Raw genomic sequence first — 17536 nt, 5'->3', positions numbered from 1 at the left:
TACCTCAGGAAACCGCGCCCGCGACCTCCCCGGCCTCGGCAGCCGCGTTCTTCGCCCACTTGTAGTCGGCCTTGCCGGCCGGGGTGCGCTTCACCTCGTCGACGAAGACCACAGTGCGCGGGACCTTGTAGCCGGCAAGCGATTCCCGACAGTGCGAACCGATTTCGTCGATGGACGGCTCGGCAGCGCCCTCGGCCACCGCCACGACGGCTGCCACCCGCTGGCCGTACTTGGCGTCGGGCACCGGTACGACGAGCGCGTCAGCGACAGCGGGATGGGCATGCAGCACCGCTTCCACTTCTTCTGCGTACACTTTCTCGCCGCCGGTGTTGATGCACTGCGAGCCACGTCCGAGAAAGACGATAGTGCCGTCGGCTTCCACGGTGCCCATGTCACCGAGGATCGAGATGCGGGTCCCGTCCGGCAGTGTCGGGAATGTCTTGGCCGTCTTCGCCTCGTCCTTGTAGTAGCCGAGCGGAACGTTGCCGATCCGAGCGATGTAGCCGACATCGCCCGAGCCGGGCTCGATCTTGCGCAACCGCTCGTCGACCACCATCATCTTGTCGGTCGGCGGCACCCGCAGGTTGCCGTTCTCGTCCATCATGATCTCACCGTCGTTGCCCGACTCCGAGGCACCGAAGTTGTCGCGCAGCAACAGGTCCGGCTTCACCGCGAGGAACCGCTCACGCACATGTTGGGACCAGATCGCACCGCCGGAGGTGACCGAGAACAGGGAGGAGAGATCGACCTCGCCCTGGCGGCGCTCGAACTCCTCGACCAGCGGCATCCCCATGGCGTCACCGACGATCAGGATGATCTGCACCTGTTCCTTCTCGACCTCGGAGACGATCGCCGACGGTGTGAAGTCCCGTTGAATGACCAGGCGCCCACCCAGAGTGAAGAAGGTGAACAACGAGTACGACGCAGCGCCATGCATCAACGGCGCAGCGAGCAGGAAGGCCATGGACGGGAAATCTTTCACCGCGGGGGCAATTTCGGCCAGATCCTTGCGCGCCTCACCGTACGGGTTGCCACCCGACAGCGGCTTGCGGAAGAAGTCGTCATGCTGCCACATGACACCCTTGGGGTATCCGGTCGTGCCGCCGGTGTAGAGCAGGTACAACTCCTCGCCGGTGCGCGGTTCGAAGTCGCGTTCGGTGGGCTTCGACGCGGCGTCCGCGAACGACACGACTTCCACCGACCGGTCTCCGGGTAGGTCGACGGCGGCGTCGGACAGTTCGGGTACCAATTCGCCGATCACGAAGACCACACGCACATTGGGCAGGTCGGCCAGGAGTTGCGCCACGCTGCGCTGGTGTTCGGGCAGTTCGACGATGATCGCCCGCGAGTCGGAGTTGTCGAAGATGTAGTGGAGTTCGGAGTTGGTGTACCGGTAGTTGATGTTGACCGGAACGGCACGGATCTTGAGCAGTCCCAACAGGCTGGTGACATGTTCGACGCTGTTCTTCAGGAACAGGGACACATTGTCGTGCGCGCCGATTCCCGCCTCCGACAACAGGTGTGCGACCTGATTGGCGAGCTGATCGAGTTCGGCATAGCTGATCTGGCGACCCTGATAGCTCAGCGCGATACGATCGGGCACCGAGTCGGCGACCGTCTCGAACACGTCGGCCAGATTGAACTTCATCATTTCTCCTTGGTGAGCGCCGGATCTAACTGGAACGGGTGAGGACAAGACCGCTGGTGGGCACACCGGTGCCGGCGGTGACCACGACACCGGCCGCATCGTCGACCTGGTTGACCGACGTCCCGCGCAGTTGCCGGACGGCTTCGGCGATGCCGTTCATGCCGTGGATATACGCCTCACCGAGTTGACCGCCGTGGGTGTTCAGCGGAAGCTGCCCGCCGACTTCGAGCGCACCCGGTTGCCGCACCAGGTCTTTCGCCTCACCTCGCGCACAGAACCCGAGTTCTTCGAGTTGCATGAGTGTGTACGGCGTGAAGTGGTCGTAGAGGATGGCGAGATCCATGTCGGATGGCCCGAGGCCGGACTGCTTCCACAGCTGGCGTCCCACCAATCCCATCTCGGGCAGCCCGGCGAGTTCGTCGCGGTAGTAGCTCGACATGATGAATTGGTCGTCGGCGCTGCCGGCGGCTGCGGCCGAGATCACCGCCGGGGTGTGCGGCAGGTCCTTGGCCCGCTCCGCGGACACCACCACGATGGCGACACCACCATCGGATTCCTGGCAGCAGTCGAGCAGATGGAGTGGTTCGGCGATGTAGCGCGACTGTTGGTGATCCTCCAGGGTGATCGGTGTGCCGTGGAAGAATGCGTTCGGGTTCACTGCGGCGTGCTTGCGGTCCACCACCGCGATCCGGCCGAAGTCCGCACTGGTGGCGCCGTATTCGTACATGTAGCGTTGCGCGACCATCGCGACGAAGGCGGCCGGGGTGGACAGGCCGTGCGGGTAGGAGAACGCGTTGTCGGTGCCCGACGAGTTCTCCTGATTGGCCACGGCGCTGTTGACCTGGCCGAACCGCAGGCCGGATCGTTCGTTGAACGCACGGTAGGCGACGACGACGTCGGCGACGCCGGTGGCCACCGCCATCGCCGCCTGCTGCACCGTCGCGCAGGCGGCACCGCCGCCATAGTGGATGCGCGAGAAGTACGTCATCTCCCTGATGCCGACCGACCGGGCGACGGCGATCTCGGCATTGGTGTCCATCGTGAACGACACCAGGCCGTCGACATCGGCCGGCGTCAGGCCGGCATCGGCGATCGCGGACTGGACCGCTTCGGCCGCCAGTCGCAGTTCGCTGCGTCCGGAGTTCTTGGAGAACTCGGTGGCGCCGATCCCGGCGATGGCTGCTTCTCCGGACAAGGTGCCCATCACGCATCTCCGTCGATGGTCAGCGTGACCGTCGAGATCACATGTTTGCCCAGCGAATTGGTACCGGTGACTGCCACGGTGATGGTGTCATCGTCGGCGATGTCGGTGACCTCGCCGGTGAACGTCACCGAGTCGTAGGCGTACCACGGCACACCGAGTTTTAGGTTGATCGATCGAATCCGCGCCGCCGGTCCGGCCCAGTCGGTGACGAACCGCTCCACCAGCCCGGTGTCGGTGAGGATGTTGACGAAAATGTCCTGGGACCCTTTGGCCTGTGCCAGGTCCCGGTCGTGGTGCACGTCCTGGAAGTCGCGGGTGGCCAGCGCCGTGGACACGACGAAGGTCGGCGATGCGTCGATGGTCAGCGGCGGCAGAGTGTCCGCGACCCGGACCGGTTGCGGGGCGAGGCTGGTCACTGCTGTCCTTTCGTTGTCGCAGGGGTCCAGGCATACAGGGTCCATGGGTCGGTTCCCGTCTCGGTGTCGGCCGGGAAGTCCAGGAACGTGACTTCCACCGGCATCCCGATCGTGACCGCGGCCGGATCGACGCCACGGAGCTCGCCCAACATCCGGACGCCTTCGTCGAGTTCCACCAGCGCCACCACGAACGGCAACTGCCGTCCGGGCACCTTCGGGGCGTGGTGCACCACGTAGCTGAACACCGTGCCCCGGCCGGAGGCGACGAGGTAGTCGGTGGTGGGTACGGTTCCGTCTGCCTGGCGCGGTTTCCACGTGGCCGGAATCGGCGGGTGCCGCAACGTGCCGTCGTCGAGCTGCTGGATGCGCAGTTCGTGGGCTGCGACACCGCCCCAGAAGAACGCGGTGTCGCGTGACGCGCTCGGCTTGAGCATCCGGGTCGGATCGAGATCATCCGGTATCTGCGGTGCCTCCGGTTCTTCCGGTTGGGTTTTCGCCGACGGCCGGAACTTCAGGATGCGGAAGGACATCTCGGCAACCACCTCGGCACCGACCGACCACACGTTGCGGGTGGTGAAGAACCAGCCTTCGCCGAGGGCGGTGTTCTTGGGGCCGACCACGTCCGTGAGTTCCGAGGAGATGCTGACCTGCTCGCCGGGCCGGGTGTAGCGGTGATAGACGGTGTCGCAGTTGGTGGCGACCACCGAGGTGTACCCGGCCTGGTCGAAGAGTTCGGTTGCGCGCCCGAGCGGGTCGTCGGCGGATCGCTGACCGTGCAGGCCGCGCATCGTCCACACCTGCGCCATCGCCGGCGGCGCGACGACGCCCGGGTGGCCCGCCGCGCGGGCGGCGTCATCGTCGACGTAGATGGGGTTGGTGTCCCCCATCGCCTCCACCCAATTGTGGATCATCGGTTGGTTGATCGGGTCTCGGCCGGTGACCGGTGCACTCGGGCCATCGGCCTTGATGGCCTCAGCCGCGGAGAGGATGTCGGTAGGTGTGCTCATCGCGGGGCTCGCAATCGGAGGTCGGCGGGGGTGATCTCGATACGCCGCTCGCCTAGCGGCTCGCAGCTACTCGACCACCAGAGGGCAGCACCCGTCTCCACCGGTCGAGCCACCGACCACCAGAGGGCAGCACCCGCCTTCCCCGCCGGTCGAGTAGCCGACGAGCGGCAGCGAGGAGGCGTATCGAGACCTCGTGACACCCGCGCCCTCATCGCTTTGCCCTCGGCAATCCCAGCCCCGCGGTGGCGATCATGTCGCGCATCACCTCGTTGACGCCGCCGCCGAAGGTGATGACGACGTTGCGCTTCTGCTGCACGTCGAGCCAGTCCACCAGGGCCGCGGTCTGGGGATCGGTGAAATCGCCGTAGCGCCCGACGATGTCATTGATCAGACGGCAGACGTGTTGCAGCCGCTCGGTGGCGAACACCTTGGTGGCGGCGGCGTCGGCCATGGAGATCGCCTCCCCGGTGGAGGCGACCTGCCAGTTGAGGAGTTCGTTGATGCGGGTGTAGGCGTCGATCTCGGCCAGCGCGCGCCGGACGTCGGGGTGCTTGGCGATGACGGTGCCGTCGGCGCCGGACTGCTGGGCCCAGGCGCGAACCCGCGCGGCAAGTCCATCGATCCGGCCCGCGGGACCGAGCATCACCCGTTCGTGATTGAGCTGGGTGGTGATCAGCTTCCACCCATCACCCTCATTGCCGACGCGCATCGACACCGGCACTTGCACGTCGTTGTAGTAGGTGGCGTTCACGTGGTGGGCGCCGTCGGCGGTGATGATCGGGGTCCAGCTGAAACCTGGATCGCGGGTGTCAACAATGAGGATCGAGATGCCCTTGTGCTTCGGTGCGTCCTTGTCGGTGCGGACGGCGAGCCAGATGTAGTCGGCGTCATGACCGCCGGTGGTGAAGATCTTCTGCCCGTTCACCACATAGTGATCACCGTCGAGGACGGCGCTCGTGGTCAGCGAGGCCAGGTCGGTGCCCGCCTCGGGTTCGGTGTACCCGATCGCGAAATGCACCTCGCCGGCGAGGATGTCGGGCAGGAACTGTCGCCTGAGTTCGTCGGTACCGTGCTCCTGCAACGTGGGACCGACGGTCTGCAAGGTCACCGAGGGCAACGGGACGTCGGCGCGGACCGCCTCATTGGTGAAGATCTGCTGCTCGATCTGACCGAAACCTTTGCCGCCGTATTCTTTCGGCCACCCGACACCGAGCCACCCGTCCTTGCCCATCTGCCGGATCACCTTGCGGTATGTCTCGCCGTGGCGTTCGGTGAGCATCACCCGCGCGTCCTCGGCGCTCACAAGATTCGCGAAGTATTCGCGTAGCTCAGCCCGCAGCGCCTTCTGTTCGGGGGTGAGATCAATGAACATCTGCTGCCTGCCCTTTCGGGTCGAGACGGGCGTCGGAATCGTCGGCGATCTCGTCGAGACGGGCGTCGGGCCCGCCGACCAGCCGGGCGAGGTCCTTGGCGATCGAGAAGTACCGGTGCAACGGATAGGTCACGTCCACGCCGATGCCGCCGTGCAAGTGGGTCATGATCCGCAGCGTTGCCGGGATCTCGGCGGCCACCCAGTAGGCGGCGATACCGAGATCTTGGGTGGCGTCGAGTCCTTCGCTCATCCGCCAGGCGGCCGCGGTGGTCGACAGGTCCAGCGATCGGGCAACCACGTAGACGTCGGCGAGTTGCTGGCCCACGGCCTGGAACATCGCGATCGGCTTGCCGAACTGCTCACGATGCGTGACGTGGTCGGCGGTGAGTCGAGCCGCGCCCGCCACGAGGCCTTGCGCATAGGTCGCCAGCGCCAGACGGTAGCGGTCCCGAACCGTGTGCGCGTCGGCGGCGACGACGTCGGTCGCGCTCACAGCGACACCGTCGAACCGCACGGTGAACTCACCCCACCCGCTCGAGGTCGGTGTGCGCGTCTTGCTCACCCCGTCCGCGTCGGAGGCCACCAGCACCGCGCCGTCGTCGGTCGTCACCAGCAGCGCCGACGATCCCTCCGCATGCAGGACTCCCGTCTTGGTGCCGGTGAGCCGGCCGTCGCGCACGGTGGTGCGGGGTGTCTCGGTGAGTGCATCGCCGAGTTCACCGACGGCGACGGCGTGCCACGCGTCGTCGGTGAGCGTCTGCCCCCATCTTTCGCGGACCGACGGGTCGGCGCCATGGATCGCAAAAGCTGACACCAGCGAACCCACCGCCGGGGTCACCGCCGCCGACTCCCCCATGCGTCGTAGCAACGGCAACAGGTCGATCACCGAGACGTCGTCGCCGCCGAGGTCGGCGGGCAACGGCAACGCGGTCAGCCCGGCGTCGACGACAGACCGCCAGAGGGCGTCGTCGAACCCGCCCGGAACCACTGCCTCCGAGTCACGCCGACCGAACATGGTCTCCCAGTCCGGTTCATGCCGCGCGAATACCTCTGCGGCGGCATCGCGAACCGCCACCGCCGTGTCGTCGAGGGCGAAGTCCACCCCGGTGCCTCCTTGCCACAAATTAGAACTTGTTCTAGTTGTATCAGATGGCGTGTCCGGTGTGGGAGTAATGGCCCCTCAACTGCAGATTCCTCGCGGTTCGATGCGCCGTCGGAAGGTCAGCCGCGGGGCAGGCCGAGAATCCGTTCCGCGGCCGCCGTCCGCAAAATCTGGGTGGTGCCCCCGGCGATGGACAGGCACCGGTTCTGCAGCAATGCGTCCGAGGCGTCGGAGGCGGCCACCCCGTCGACGCCGAGCAGATCGAAGGCGAATTCCGGCACCGCCTGACGATGCCGGACGCCGATGAGTTTGCGCACGCTCGACAACGCCCCCGGGTCGTGGCCCGCCAGGCGCCGGGTGACCGCACGGGCGTCGATGACACGACCAGTGTGGGCTTCGGCCACCAGCCGTCCGAGACCGGCCAATTCGTCGGGTGTCAGCTCGCGGGTCATCGCCTCGACCTGACGCAGCAGGGAATCCATCTCTTTGCCCAGGCCCGAACCGCCCATCGCCACCCGTTCGTTGGCCAGGGTCGTGCGGGCCAGTCGCCAGCCGCCGTTGACCGGACCGACGACGCAGTCGTCCGGGACGAACACGTCGTCGAGGAACACCTCGTTGAAGTTCGCGCGGCCGGTGAGTTCGCGCAGCGGCCGGATGTCGATGCCGGGGGTGTTCATGTCGATCAGGAAGTAGGTGATGCCCTTGTGTTTCGCGGCGTCGGCGTCGGTGCGCGCCAGGCACACCCCCCAGGATGCGTTGTGTGCCTGGGAGGTCCAGATCTTCTGCCCCTGCAGCCGCCAACCACCTTCGGCGCGGGTGGCTTTGGTACGCAACGCCGCGAGGTCGGAGCCCGCCTCGGGTTCGCTGAACAGCTGACACCACACGATGTCCCCGGTCAGTGTCGGCGACACGAAGCGTTGCCGTTGGTCGTCGGTGCCGTGTTCGAGGATCGTCGGGATCGCCCAGGCACCGATCACCAGGTCGGGCCGTTCGATCCGCGCGCGGTCGAACTCGTCGTCGATGAGCAGTTGCAGTGCCGCGCCGGCACCCAACCCGTAGGGCGCCGGCCAATGCGGCATCAAATAGCCGGAGTCGGCCAGGCGCGCCCGACGCCGCGACGGATCGAGGGCGGCGATGTCGGCCGCTGTCGCCCGGACCTCCGCGCGCCGGTCCTCGACCGCGGACAGATCGATCCGAAAGTTCCTTCGATGCCCCGCCATGCCGAGCCGGGCGAGTTCCCGAGCCGATGACACACCCTGGCCCAGTGCGGCGCGGGAGGTCAGCGCGGCACGCAGATAGAGGTGAGCGTCGTGTTCGTAGGTGAAGCCGATGCCACCGAGGATCTGCACGCAGTCCTTGGCATTGGCCGTGGCGGCCTCGGCCGCCACGATATCGGCCGCGCACCTGCTGACGGCGAGCTGCGCAACGACCTCCTCGTCGTCGGCCGCGAGACGTTCGTCCACCGCGCGCGCCAGATCCCACGCGACCGCGGTGAGCTCCTCGCTGCGGCACAGCATGTCGGCGCAGATGTGTTTGATCGCCTGAAACGAACCGATGGGTGCACCGAACTGGGTACGCACCCTGGCGTAGTCGACGGCGGTGTCCAGCGACCACCGAGCGATGCCGCTCAGGTAGGCGGCGGTCGCGGCCGACAGACTCGCGGTGATCAGATCGGCATCCGGCAGGTCGATGAGATCCGCGCTCTGCACACCGGTGACCTGCACGCACGACACCGACTCGATGCCGCTGATGACGCCCTGCGCCTCGGCTGTGGTGGCGCCCACGCCCGGGGGCAGGAGTCGCCAGGAGATCCCGTCGCCTCCGTCGTCGAACGGAAGAAGCACCGCGCAGCCGTCGACGTGCCCGGGCACCAGGCCCACGTCAAGCGCGCCGTCGTCCGGAGGATTTGCCGTGATCCCGGCGTACGCAGCTGCCGGAGCGACCACGGCCACCTCCCCGGAGGCGACCCGCGCGAGCAGGTCACCGGCTCGCGCATCGTCGGACCGCGAGAGCCCGAGCGCGGCGGCGACCATCGGACCGATGGGACCCGGCACCAGGCTGATACCGCACTGCTCGATCATGGCGGCGACATCGATGAAGGTCGCACCCAAGCCGCCGGAGTGCTCGGGCAGGGCACCCGCGAAGACACCGAACTCGGCGAGCTGCGCCAACAGACCGATCCACTGGTCGGCAGGCTTGTCGATGTCGGCGCGGACCAGCTCGGTGGTCGAGACGCTACGCGCCCAGGTCGCGATCGCGTCACAAACGGCGATCTGTTCGCTTGACGTGGCGATTGTCACGTGAATCCTCTGTATGTCAGGTTGTGACGGGCAAATAGAACCTGTTCTAATATGCCATGGGTGTTTGCCATCCGGTAGGCACCGTTCGAACCGACCACGTGAGGATGTCTTCGAGCACATGGCACGATCTGCAGCGGCCAAGGCGCCCGTCGAACCCGCGGCCCCGACCGCGCCAGCCGCTGGTTCAGCGCCGAGCGGGACCGAGACCGGTTCGGCGGCGCAACGCGAACGACGCCGTCGCATCCTGGATGCGACGCTGGCGTTGGCATCCAAAGGTGGCTACGACGCGGTCCAGATGCGCACCGTCGCCGACAAGGCCGACGTCGCCGTGGGCACGCTCTACCGATACTTCCCGTCCAAGGTGCATCTGCTGGTCACCGCCCTCGCGCGCGAGTTCGAGCGAGTCGAGTCGCGGGTGGATCGTTCACAGCTGCGCGGCGACAACGCAATCGAGCGACTGCGCCATGTGCTGGACATGATCACCTATGCGATGCAGCGCGATCCGTTGCTCACCGAGGCCATGACGCGGGCGTTCATGTTCGCCGATGCGTCGGCGACGGCCGAGGTGGACCAGGTTGCCGGGATCATCGACCGGCTACTCGCGGGCGCCATGGTCGACGAGGGTGAGCCGGGCGAAGAGGATCTCGCGATCGCACGCGTGATCTCGGATGTGTGGATGTCGAACCTGGTGCAGTGGCTGACCCGACGCGCGTCGGCCACCGACGTCACCAACCGCCTCGAACTGACGGTGCGGTTGTTGCTGAAGGATCGGATTCAATAGGTCTGCGGAGTCATCCGGTCTATTCGCGAGAGCCCGAACCCAACTGCCGATCGAGTAGTTCGAGCCGCTAGGCGAGAACGTATCGAGATCAGCCGCTTCCTACCGCCGCAGATCCGCCGCGATCATCGGCCACGTGCGCTTGAGGTCGGATTCCCAGTACTGCCAGGAATGCGTCCCGGTCGGCCGCGCAATCAGTTTCATCGGCACCCGCAGTGACCGCAGCCGCGCCGCCATGTCCTGGGTGCACTGGTTGACCGCCGCCTCGATCGCTCCGCCGAGCACCACCTGATTCGCCAACACCAACGGATTTCCCTGCACCAGTTCGGCATTCATCTGGTCGTACCTGCCAGGCAGTCCGGTACCGCTGGTCATGTAGACCTTGGTGCTGCGCAGCTTCGCCGCCCGGAGGTAAGGGTCGTTGGCCCGCCAGCCCGGTCCGCCGACCGGACCCCACATGTTGGTGAGATTGCCCTGCCCGCGGTCGGCCACCACCATCCGGATGTAGGCCTGCCCCAGCGGGTCACTGGTCCGCGCGCACCCGCTGTAGGCGGCCACCGAGCGATACAACCTGGGGGCGGCGATCGCCAGGTTCAGCACCGACGTCCCGGCCATCGAGATGCCCGCGATGGCATTGACCTTGGTGGTGTCGAATTCCTTGTCGATGAGCGGCGGGAGTTCTCTGATCAGGAAAGTCTGCCACTTGTTGCGCCCGAGCACCGGGTCGTCGCGCTCCCAGTCGGTGTAATACGAGAACGCACCGCCGATCGGGGTGACCACATTGACGTTCTTGTCGGCGAAGTACCTCACGTAGTCGGTCTTCGCCGTCCAGGTGGCGGAGTCCTCACCACCGCCCGCTCCGTTGAGCAGATACAGCGTCGGCCGCGGCTTGCTGGTGTTGCGCGGTCGCAGCACGGTGATCGGGATCAACTTCCGCATCGACGCCGACCACACGATCAGCGTCGTGTGTTGCGGGTTGTCGTGGATGACGGTGTCGATGCGGGAGACCTTGACGTCCGGCACGGGCGCGGCCTGCGCGGCCGCCGCACCGAGTGTGAGCCCCACGGCCACGGCCATCGTGGTGGCCACCCACGCGCGCCATCGACGTCCCCCGAGTACGTTCACCGGCACTTTCCCTCCAGCCTCACAAGTCACAGTTGTCACAACCTTAACGGTTGAGCCACTCAACCAACAGTCGGAGAGGTGTGCTCGTTAGGTACTTGTGACGTGCGGGCGCCGGCCGACTCGGCAGCCACCCCGAATCGCCAACACCACCTTGCTTCGGAAGCAAGGTGGTGTTGGCGATTGCGGCTATCTGTCAGGAGTGGGTGAACTTCGGCTCGCGCTTCTCGACGAACGCCGCCATCCCCTCGGTCTGGTCGTCGGTGGCGAATGTCGAGTAGAACAGTGACCGCTCGGCGCGGATTCCCTCGCCGAGGCCGGACTCGAAGGCGCGGTTGACTGCGTCCTTGGCCAGCGATGCCGCGATGAACGACTTCGACGCGATCGTCTCGGCCACCTCCTTGGCCGTCGTGAGGCAGTTCTCCTTGGGCACCACCCGCGACACCAAGCCGAGCTTGTCGGCCTCGTCGACCTTCATGTTCCGACCGGTGAGGATCATGTCCATGGCCTTGGCCTTGCCGACCGCGCGGGTCAGTCGCTGTGAGCCACCGATACCCGGGATGACGCCGAGATTGATCTCCGGCTGACCGAACACCGCGTTGTCACCGGCGATCAGGATGTCGCAGAGCATCGCCAATTCGCATCCGCCGCCGAGGGCGTAGCCGGTCACCGACGCGATGGTCGGGGTGCGCAGGCGGGCCAGGTCGTCCCAGGCGCCGAAGAACTGCTCACCGACGACGTCACTGTAGGACTTCGACGACATCTCCTTGATGTCGGCGCCGGCGGCGAATGCCTTTTCCGACCCGGTGATCACGATTGCCCCGATGTCCGGGTCCTTGTCGAATGCGGTTGCCGCGCCGACGACCTCGGTCATGAGCGTGGTGTTGAGCGCGTTGAGCGCCTTCGGCCGGTTCAAGGTGATGACGCCGACGCGTCCTTCGCGCTCGACGATGATGGTCTCGTGGTCAGACACTCGAATCCTCCTGCGGTGCGGGGTTGATGACAAGTTCCAGGCCGTCGGGCAGCGGCGCGAAGAAGGCGTCCACCTCGGCGGCGGTTACGGCAGCATGATCGGTGTGGCGCCACGCAGGGTTGCGATCCTTGTCTATCACCTGCGCGCGGATACCCTCGGCCATATCGGGATTGAGCAGGCTGCGCAGCGACACCCGGTACTCACGCTTGAGCGTCTCGGGCAGGGTGGGTTCGGCCTGCCGCAGCGACCGCAGGGTCACGGCCAGCGCGAGCGGGCTCTTGGCGGCGATGGTGGCGGCGCTCTTCTTGGCATCGTCGGTGCCGGCGGCACTGCAGCGGTCGATGATCTCGGCGATGGAGTCGGCGGCGAAAGCCTGAGTGATCCACTCCCGTTGCCCGGCGATCTTCGACTCGGGCGGTTCCTGTGCATACTTGGCGAGCGCGTCGTCGAGCGATGTCTCGCCGATGGCCCGACGGAATGCCTCGAGGTCGGCGGCCGGGACGTAGTGGTCGGCGAGACCGAGCTCGATGGCGTCCGCGCCGGACAGCTGGCCGGCGGTGAGCCCGGCGTAGACACCGAGGTTGTCCGGTACCCGCGCGAGCAGGTGTGTGCCGCCGACGTCGGGCACGAATCCGATCCCGACCTCGGGCATGGCGAGCCGCGTGCGGTCGGTGACGACGCGGGTATTGGCGTGCGCGGAGACACCCACACCGCCACCCATCACGATGCCGTCCATGATGGCGACGTAGGGCTTAGGGTAGCGCGCGATGTCGGCGTTGAGTCGGTATTCGTCGGCCCAGAACAGTGCGGACGGGCACGCTGCGGCCTCGGCGTCACCGGCGCCGGAACTGCTCAGCGCCGAGGCGTCACGGTGAATGGCCACGATGTCGCCGCCGGCACACAGACCGCGCTCGCCGGCACCGACCAGCACCACCGCGCTGACCTGCGTATCGGATGCCCAATCGCGCAGCAGCTCGTCCATGGCGGTCACCATTGGATGGTCGAGCGCATTGATCGACTTCGGCCTGTTCAATGTCAGGGTCGCGACCCCGGCGTCGACCGTGGACAGCACGGACGGTTCGTCCACCATGATCTGATCTCCTCGCGCAGATTTGTCCCGATACCCATCAGATACTTGCATATCCTAGTAAGGGAGTACAGCGCAGGTCCTGAGCAGCTCAGTCGCGGGCGCGGACGAACACTTCCATCGTCGTCGTCAGTACCTCGCGGTCGTCGCGATCGACCAGCACCCCGCCGACCGTCACGAGCGCACGCCCCGGTTTGTCGAAGACGATGGTGTGGACTGTCATCGACCCGGTGAGCGTGTCGCCGGGCCGGACCGGGCGCAGGAAGGCGACGTCGAGCAGACGGCGTCCGGCGATCACCTGCCAGTGATCGAAGACCGCCCGCACGGCCAGTCGCTGGAACACCGCCAGGGTGTGTATCCCGCTGGCGATGAGCCCGCCGAAGGCACCCGACTCAGCGACATCGGAGTCGATGTGAAAGCTCTGCGGGTCCCACTGGGTCGCGAAGTCCAGCAACTCGGTCTCGCTGATGGTCAAGGCCTCGAACTGGTAGCGACGTCCCGGTTCGATGTCGTCGGCAAAGGCCCGTCGAGTTTCCGTGGTCACGGCGGCCACGCTATCCGGCGCCAAGCGATGTGGCGCGATCGGCTGGAGCGGGCGAGGTGCGCGGTGGCCTGGTTCGCACCGAGGTGGCCGCAGATGCGCTTGCCGCCAATTTCTTCCGACGATCCCGACCCCGTCACGCCGACCGCCCACCTACGGTGAGCTCACCGGGACAGCGTCACGAGGTCCCACCGTCGAGAAGGAGTAACCAGATGACCATCCGCGTCGCCGTCTGCTACGGCCAACCCAACGATCCCGCCGCGTTCGATGAGTACTACGAACAAGTACACATCCCGCTGGCCTCGAAGGTGCCCGGACTGACGGAGTACACCTGGGGCAAGGTCGCCACCCTCGACGGTTCGGAGCCGCCCTACTACGCCGTCGCGAACCTGTACTTCGCCGACCAGGAGGCCCTGATGGCGGCTGCCGGGTCGGAGGAGATGGCCGCCGCCGGCGCCGACGTGGCGAACTTCGCCACCGGTGGCGTCACCATGTTCACCCAAGAGGAGTCCTCGGTTCTGCGCTGAACGCTATAGCGCACGACACCTACGGGCCGTCGTCCTGAACGGGGCGACGGCCGCCCCATCGGTGTGCGCTGGTATACACCGAAGCAGCCGAGAGCAGGAGGACCGCGTTGATCACCTCAGCAACTCCATTGGAGTTCGCCCACGGACCCGCCTGGGGTAACCGCCTGGCCCTGGCTCCGTTGACCAACATGCAGAGCAATCCGGACGGAACTCTCGGTGACGACGAGTACCGCTGGCTGGTGCGGCGCGCCGAGGGCGGCTTCGCCATGGTCATGACGTGCGCGGCACATGTCAGCCCCGGCGGCCAGGCCTTCCCTGGGCAACTCGGAATCTGCGACGACAGTCAGCTGCCCGGCCTGACCCGGCTCGCCGACGGTCTGCGGGCCGCGGGCGCAGTGTCCTCAGTGCAACTGCAGCACGGGGGGCGGCGGGCGAACACGACGTTGACCGGTCGGCCCGTCGTCGCGCCGTGGGGCGACCCGTCCAAGGGTGCGGTGGCACTGACCACCGACGAGGTCGAGCAGGTGGTGCGCGATTTCGTCGATGCTGCTGTCCGTGCTGAGAAGGCCGGCTTCGACGGCGCCGAGATCCACGGCGCCCATGGTTACCTGATCGGCCAGTTCCTCGACGCGCGACACAACGACCGAACCGATCGCTACGGCGGGTCGGCGACCAACCGTTTCCGCATCGTGCACGAGATCATCAGTGCGACCCGAGCCGCCACGTCGTCGGGATTCCAATTGGGACTGAGGTTGTCGCCGGAGCGCTACGGAATCGCACTGGACGAGTCGCGTGCCCTGGCCGCCGAGGTGCTCGCGGCCGGCGACCTCGACTATCTGGACCTGTCGCTGTGGGATGCGTTCAAAGAGCCCTACGAACAGCAGCATCAGGGACGCCGGCTGATCGACCACTTCATGGACCTCCCCCGCGGCGACACCCGGGTGGGCGTAGCAGGCAAGATCCTCGATGCTGCCGGTGCGCAGGAATGCCTCGATCGCGGAGCGGATTTCGTGCTCATCGGCACCGCCGGCATCATTCACCACGACTTCGCACGGCAGGTCCTCGCCGACCCCGCGTATCGCGCCACCGAACAGCCGGTCTCCGCATCCCACTTGACCGCCGAATCCGTGGGACCGCGTTTTCTCGAGTATCTGTCAACGAACTGGGACGACTTCGTCGCCTGACTGCCTACAGTGGACCGATGAGCACCGACCTCCCGCCCGCCGACCGCCGTACCGTCGATCCGCGCCGTCACCAGCTCGCCGAGGTCATTCAGTTACCTGCCGATCAGCCGATCACGATGCTCAATCTACTTCGGTATCGCGATGTGGCCGACTACTCCGCCGCCGATGACCTCGCCCCGGAGCACCCGATCTCGGGCGAACAGGCATATCGCCGCTACGGCGCGGCGGCGATGCCGCACATCGAGAAGGCCGGTGCCGAGGTGGTGTACCACGGCGACTGCGGTCCCACCGTGATCGGCCCGCCCGACGAAAACTGGGACTCGATACTGTTGGTTCGCTACCCGAGTCCGAAGGCGTTCTTGGACATGATCCCCGACCCCGAGTACCAGTCGTTGTCGCGCCATCGCACTGCAGCGCTGGCCGATTCGCGGCTCATCGCGACGACCACGTCGTAGCGAGAGCCGCCCGCCGCCTGCGGCGTAACGGTTCTGGCCGCACCTGTGGGTTCTGGCCGCAGTTCCGGCTCCAAGCCGGAACCTAGAGCTGCGGCCAGAAGATCCGACCGGCCGAGCTCAGATGGCCGTCGGGTGGAAATCAACCGCCATTTCCGGCCCACCGCTGTCCCGGTAGTCGGCGAGGTTCACCGGATCGTAGGCCGCGACCTCATCCATCCGGCGTGTCGCGCTCGACGCAACGAACTCATGCCCGGAGTCGACAGCCCCCATCGGGCGTGAGAACGCCTCGAGAAACCACCGATAGAAACCCTTCCTCGACTCCTGCAGCGGGACCGCGAACGCGTCGGTGTTGGTGAGGAATCGGCTGATCGCGCTCACCACACCCACGGCAACCTGTCTGGATGTGTCTGTCGGCGCAGGCTCGTCGTCGGTGAACGCAAGACCGTGTTCACGCGCACGATTCATCATCCACACCAGCGGGATGTCGCTGATCCTGCTGTCCGCGTAGCCGCCACCGACGTTGCAGTGCACTCCGGAGAACCAGACCTGCTCGATGATCTGACTGTCCGGCGCGTCCGGCTGCGCCTGCCACAACGTCGGCTTGAATGGTCCGCGCTTCTCGTCGATTGCCAACGCGTGATAGGCGGCCTCGACGGTGGAACTGAGCTGGGTGTCGTGAAATGCCCATCGCCGGTTGATCCACTCGAAGACCTTGCCGCTGAGCGGAATCCCCAACGATCCGACGGTGTCCCACACCCCGATGAAGCGGATCGGCACCTCATGTGAATACTGTGCGCGGAACTCGACGGCGCGTTCGCGGCTCGGCGCCGACGACCTGTCCCGATCACGGTAGAGCGCGAAGGCCTCGTCGAGACGGCCACGGTTGTCTCGCGTCAGCAGGCCGGCGTTACGGATGAAACCGGCGATGCTGCGCGCCGTGTACGCGCCGCGGCTGAATCCGAACAGGAAAATCTCGTCGCCGGGTTCGTACATCTCGACGAGTTCGAGGTACCCCTTCTTCACGTTCTTGGACAGCCCCAGACCGAGTGCTCCGCCGCGAACCTTTTGCCACGACTTGGTCCCGACTCCGGCCACGTAGACCGAATCCTGGATCACGCCGTCATCGTCGGCCCCGGCGATCGCCTCGTACAGCTTGACCACGTTCGTCGGGTGCTTCTGCCCGAACGCATTCCACGTGCCGTCGCAACAGACGATCAGCCGTTTGGGCATGTTGAGTCGGTCTCCTTCTCAGGTGGAACAAGTTTTTTCGATCGTATGCGGTGTCGAGTGCTTCACGCGTCGCGCGATTGATCGACAGTTGCCGCCTGGCCCGTTGACAGGTCACGGCGTCCGCAGCACACTGCGCGCCCTCGCGTCGATGGCGTCACGTATCCAGTCGGGCTCGACGACGTCGAAGGAGTGCTCGAGCAGCAGAGCCCACACCATTCTCAGTGCGCGGGTCCGATCGCCTAAAGCGCAGCCGGGCACGCACGCCCACCCCTGTCGGCGTGGTCGTCTCGATGAGTGAGACGCTGCGTCCAAGCCGGTTCGCGACACCCGACACATACGCTCGGCACCGTTCACCGTCGCGACGAGGTACCAGGTGTCGCCGGCCACGATGAGCCTCTGGCAGCGCGGCGACCACCTTGCGCATCGCGCTGGCGAATGCCCGCGAATCCAGTCGCGCGGTGCCGGCCAACAATGATGTCGCCTCATCGACGGTCAGCCCCGCCAGACCCATGCGATAGCCCGACAGCAACGCGAAACCACCGTGCCGGCCGCGTTCGGCTCGCATGTTCGCCATCATCCGGCAAGGCACG

General features: G+C 66.3%; 16 protein-coding genes and 1 pseudogene. 4 read left to right on the top strand and 13 right to left on the bottom strand.

The genetic code is table 11. The features are described from left to right. Positions 1–4 precede the first annotated feature (4 nt). The 7 genes from NWF22_RS15315 to NWF22_RS15285 all read right to left on the bottom strand — a co-directional run bounded on the left by NWF22_RS15315 (position 5) and on the right by NWF22_RS15285 (position 9049). Entirely contained in the window at positions 5–1648 is a 1644-nt protein-coding gene (locus tag NWF22_RS15315; RefSeq protein WP_160903729.1) for an AMP-binding protein, read from the bottom strand. Between the two features lie 25 nt (positions 1649–1673). Continuing rightward, complete coding sequence (locus tag NWF22_RS15310) at positions 1674–2852, bottom strand: lipid-transfer protein (RefSeq protein WP_160903541.1); 1179 nt, start codon at positions 2850–2852, stop codon at positions 1674–1676. After that, positions 2852–3268 carry a MaoC family dehydratase gene (locus NWF22_RS15305; protein WP_309249713.1) on the bottom strand — a complete coding sequence of 139 codons (417 nt, stop codon included), beginning with the start codon at positions 3266–3268 and terminating at the stop codon, positions 2852–2854. Before NWF22_RS15305 ends, NWF22_RS15310 begins: the two co-directional genes overlap by 1 nt. Next, a complete protein-coding gene (locus tag NWF22_RS15300) occupies positions 3265–4275 on the bottom strand; it encodes a bifunctional MaoC family dehydratase N-terminal/OB-fold nucleic acid binding domain-containing protein (RefSeq protein ID WP_160903542.1) in 1011 nt (336 codons plus the stop codon). Before NWF22_RS15300 ends, NWF22_RS15305 begins: the two co-directional genes overlap by 4 nt. A gap of 208 nt (positions 4276–4483) precedes the next feature. Next, positions 4484–5647, bottom strand: coding sequence for an acyl-CoA dehydrogenase family protein (locus NWF22_RS15295; RefSeq protein ID WP_160903543.1), 1164 nt, complete (start codon positions 5645–5647; stop codon positions 4484–4486). Next, a complete protein-coding gene (locus NWF22_RS15290) occupies positions 5637–6749 on the bottom strand; it encodes an acyl-CoA dehydrogenase family protein (RefSeq protein ID WP_160903544.1) in 1113 nt (370 codons plus the stop codon). Before NWF22_RS15290 ends, NWF22_RS15295 begins: the two co-directional genes overlap by 11 nt. Before the next feature lie 119 nt (positions 6750–6868). After that, positions 6869–9049, bottom strand: a complete 2181-nt coding sequence (locus NWF22_RS15285; protein ID WP_160903545.1) for an acyl-CoA dehydrogenase family protein — start codon at positions 9047–9049, stop codon at positions 6869–6871. 118 nt (positions 9050–9167) lie between these two features. Between NWF22_RS15285 and kstR the strand changes: the two genes are divergently transcribed. Then, complete coding sequence (gene kstR / locus NWF22_RS15280) at positions 9168–9830, top strand: cholesterol catabolism transcriptional regulator KstR (protein ID WP_160903546.1); 663 nt, start codon at positions 9168–9170, stop codon at positions 9828–9830. Positions 9831–9929: 99 nt separating this feature from the next. Here kstR and NWF22_RS15275 read toward each other — a convergent pair whose 3' ends face one another. The 4 genes from NWF22_RS15275 to NWF22_RS15260 form a co-directional block, all read right to left on the bottom strand. Next, positions 9930–10904, bottom strand: a complete 975-nt coding sequence (locus NWF22_RS15275; protein ID WP_160903731.1) for an alpha/beta hydrolase — start codon at positions 10902–10904, stop codon at positions 9930–9932. A gap of 241 nt (positions 10905–11145) precedes the next feature. Continuing rightward, positions 11146–11922, bottom strand: coding sequence for an enoyl-CoA hydratase (locus tag NWF22_RS15270; RefSeq protein ID WP_160903547.1), 777 nt, complete (start codon positions 11920–11922; stop codon positions 11146–11148). Further along, complete coding sequence (locus NWF22_RS15265) at positions 11915–13012, bottom strand: enoyl-CoA hydratase/isomerase family protein (protein WP_160903548.1); 1098 nt, start codon at positions 13010–13012, stop codon at positions 11915–11917. The genes NWF22_RS15270 and NWF22_RS15265 overlap by 8 nt, the downstream gene beginning before the upstream one ends. An 88-nt stretch (positions 13013–13100) precedes the next feature. Further along, the gene (locus NWF22_RS15260) at positions 13101–13553 is read right to left on the bottom strand and encodes a MaoC/PaaZ C-terminal domain-containing protein (RefSeq protein ID WP_160903549.1); all 453 of its coding nucleotides are present in this window, start codon (positions 13551–13553) and stop codon (positions 13101–13103) included. A gap of 209 nt (positions 13554–13762) precedes the next feature. Between NWF22_RS15260 and NWF22_RS15255 the strand changes: the two genes are divergently transcribed. The 3 genes from NWF22_RS15255 to NWF22_RS15245 all read left to right on the top strand — a co-directional run bounded on the left by NWF22_RS15255 (position 13763) and on the right by NWF22_RS15245 (position 15716). After that, complete coding sequence (locus NWF22_RS15255; protein ID WP_160903550.1) at positions 13763–14077, top strand: EthD family reductase; 315 nt, start codon at positions 13763–13765, stop codon at positions 14075–14077. Positions 14078–14184: 107 nt separating this feature from the next. Continuing rightward, positions 14185–15261 (top strand): NADH:flavin oxidoreductase, encoded by a 1077-nt coding sequence (locus NWF22_RS15250; RefSeq protein WP_160903551.1) that lies wholly within the window; start codon positions 14185–14187, stop codon positions 15259–15261. A gap of 17 nt (positions 15262–15278) precedes the next feature. After that, the gene (locus NWF22_RS15245; protein ID WP_160903552.1) at positions 15279–15716 is read left to right on the top strand and encodes a DUF1330 domain-containing protein; all 438 of its coding nucleotides are present in this window, start codon (positions 15279–15281) and stop codon (positions 15714–15716) included. A gap of 117 nt (positions 15717–15833) precedes the next feature. Here NWF22_RS15245 and NWF22_RS15240 read toward each other — a convergent pair whose 3' ends face one another. After that, a complete protein-coding gene (locus tag NWF22_RS15240; RefSeq protein WP_160903553.1) occupies positions 15834–16946 on the bottom strand; it encodes a T6SS phospholipase effector Tle1-like catalytic domain-containing protein in 1113 nt (370 codons plus the stop codon). Between the two features lie 382 nt (positions 16947–17328). Continuing rightward, a pseudogene (locus NWF22_RS15235) lies at positions 17329–17505 on the bottom strand (helix-turn-helix transcriptional regulator); the annotation flags it as partial. Positions 17506–17536: the final 31 nt, after the last annotated feature.

Source organism: Gordonia mangrovi (assembly GCF_024734075.1).
GTDB lineage: Bacteria > Actinomycetota > Actinomycetes > Mycobacteriales > Mycobacteriaceae > Gordonia > Gordonia mangrovi.
Note: the sequence above shows the minus strand (reverse complement) of the source record. Positions and strands in the feature narration are given on the sequence as shown.

What these genes read in the sequence shown, in the direction of transcription:
- NWF22_RS15315 (WP_160903729.1), bottom strand. Translation starts at nt 1,648, where the DNA reads ATGAAGTTCAATCTGGCCGACGTGTTCGAGACGGTCGCCGACTCGGTG.
- NWF22_RS15310 (WP_160903541.1), bottom strand. Translation starts at nt 2,852, where the DNA reads ATGGGCACCTTGTCCGGAGAAGCAGCCATCGCCGGGATCGGCGCCACC.
- NWF22_RS15300 (WP_160903542.1), bottom strand. Translation starts at nt 4,275, where the DNA reads ATGAGCACACCTACCGACATCCTCTCCGCGGCTGAGGCCATCAAGGCC.
- NWF22_RS15295 (WP_160903543.1), bottom strand. Translation starts at nt 5,647, where the DNA reads ATGTTCATTGATCTCACCCCCGAACAGAAGGCGCTGCGGGCTGAGCTA.
- kstR (WP_160903546.1), top strand. Translation starts at nt 9,168, where the DNA reads ATGGCACGATCTGCAGCGGCCAAGGCGCCCGTCGAACCCGCGGCCCCG.
- NWF22_RS15275 (WP_160903731.1), bottom strand. Translation starts at nt 10,904, where the DNA reads ATGGCCGTGGCCGTGGGGCTCACACTCGGTGCGGCGGCCGCGCAGGCC.
- NWF22_RS15265 (WP_160903548.1), bottom strand. Translation starts at nt 13,012, where the DNA reads ATGGTGGACGAACCGTCCGTGCTGTCCACGGTCGACGCCGGGGTCGCG.
- NWF22_RS15255 (WP_160903550.1), top strand. Translation starts at nt 13,763, where the DNA reads ATGACCATCCGCGTCGCCGTCTGCTACGGCCAACCCAACGATCCCGCC.
- NWF22_RS15245 (WP_160903552.1), top strand. Translation starts at nt 15,279, where the DNA reads ATGAGCACCGACCTCCCGCCCGCCGACCGCCGTACCGTCGATCCGCGC.
- NWF22_RS15240 (WP_160903553.1), bottom strand. Translation starts at nt 16,946, where the DNA reads ATGCCCAAACGGCTGATCGTCTGTTGCGACGGCACGTGGAATGCGTTC.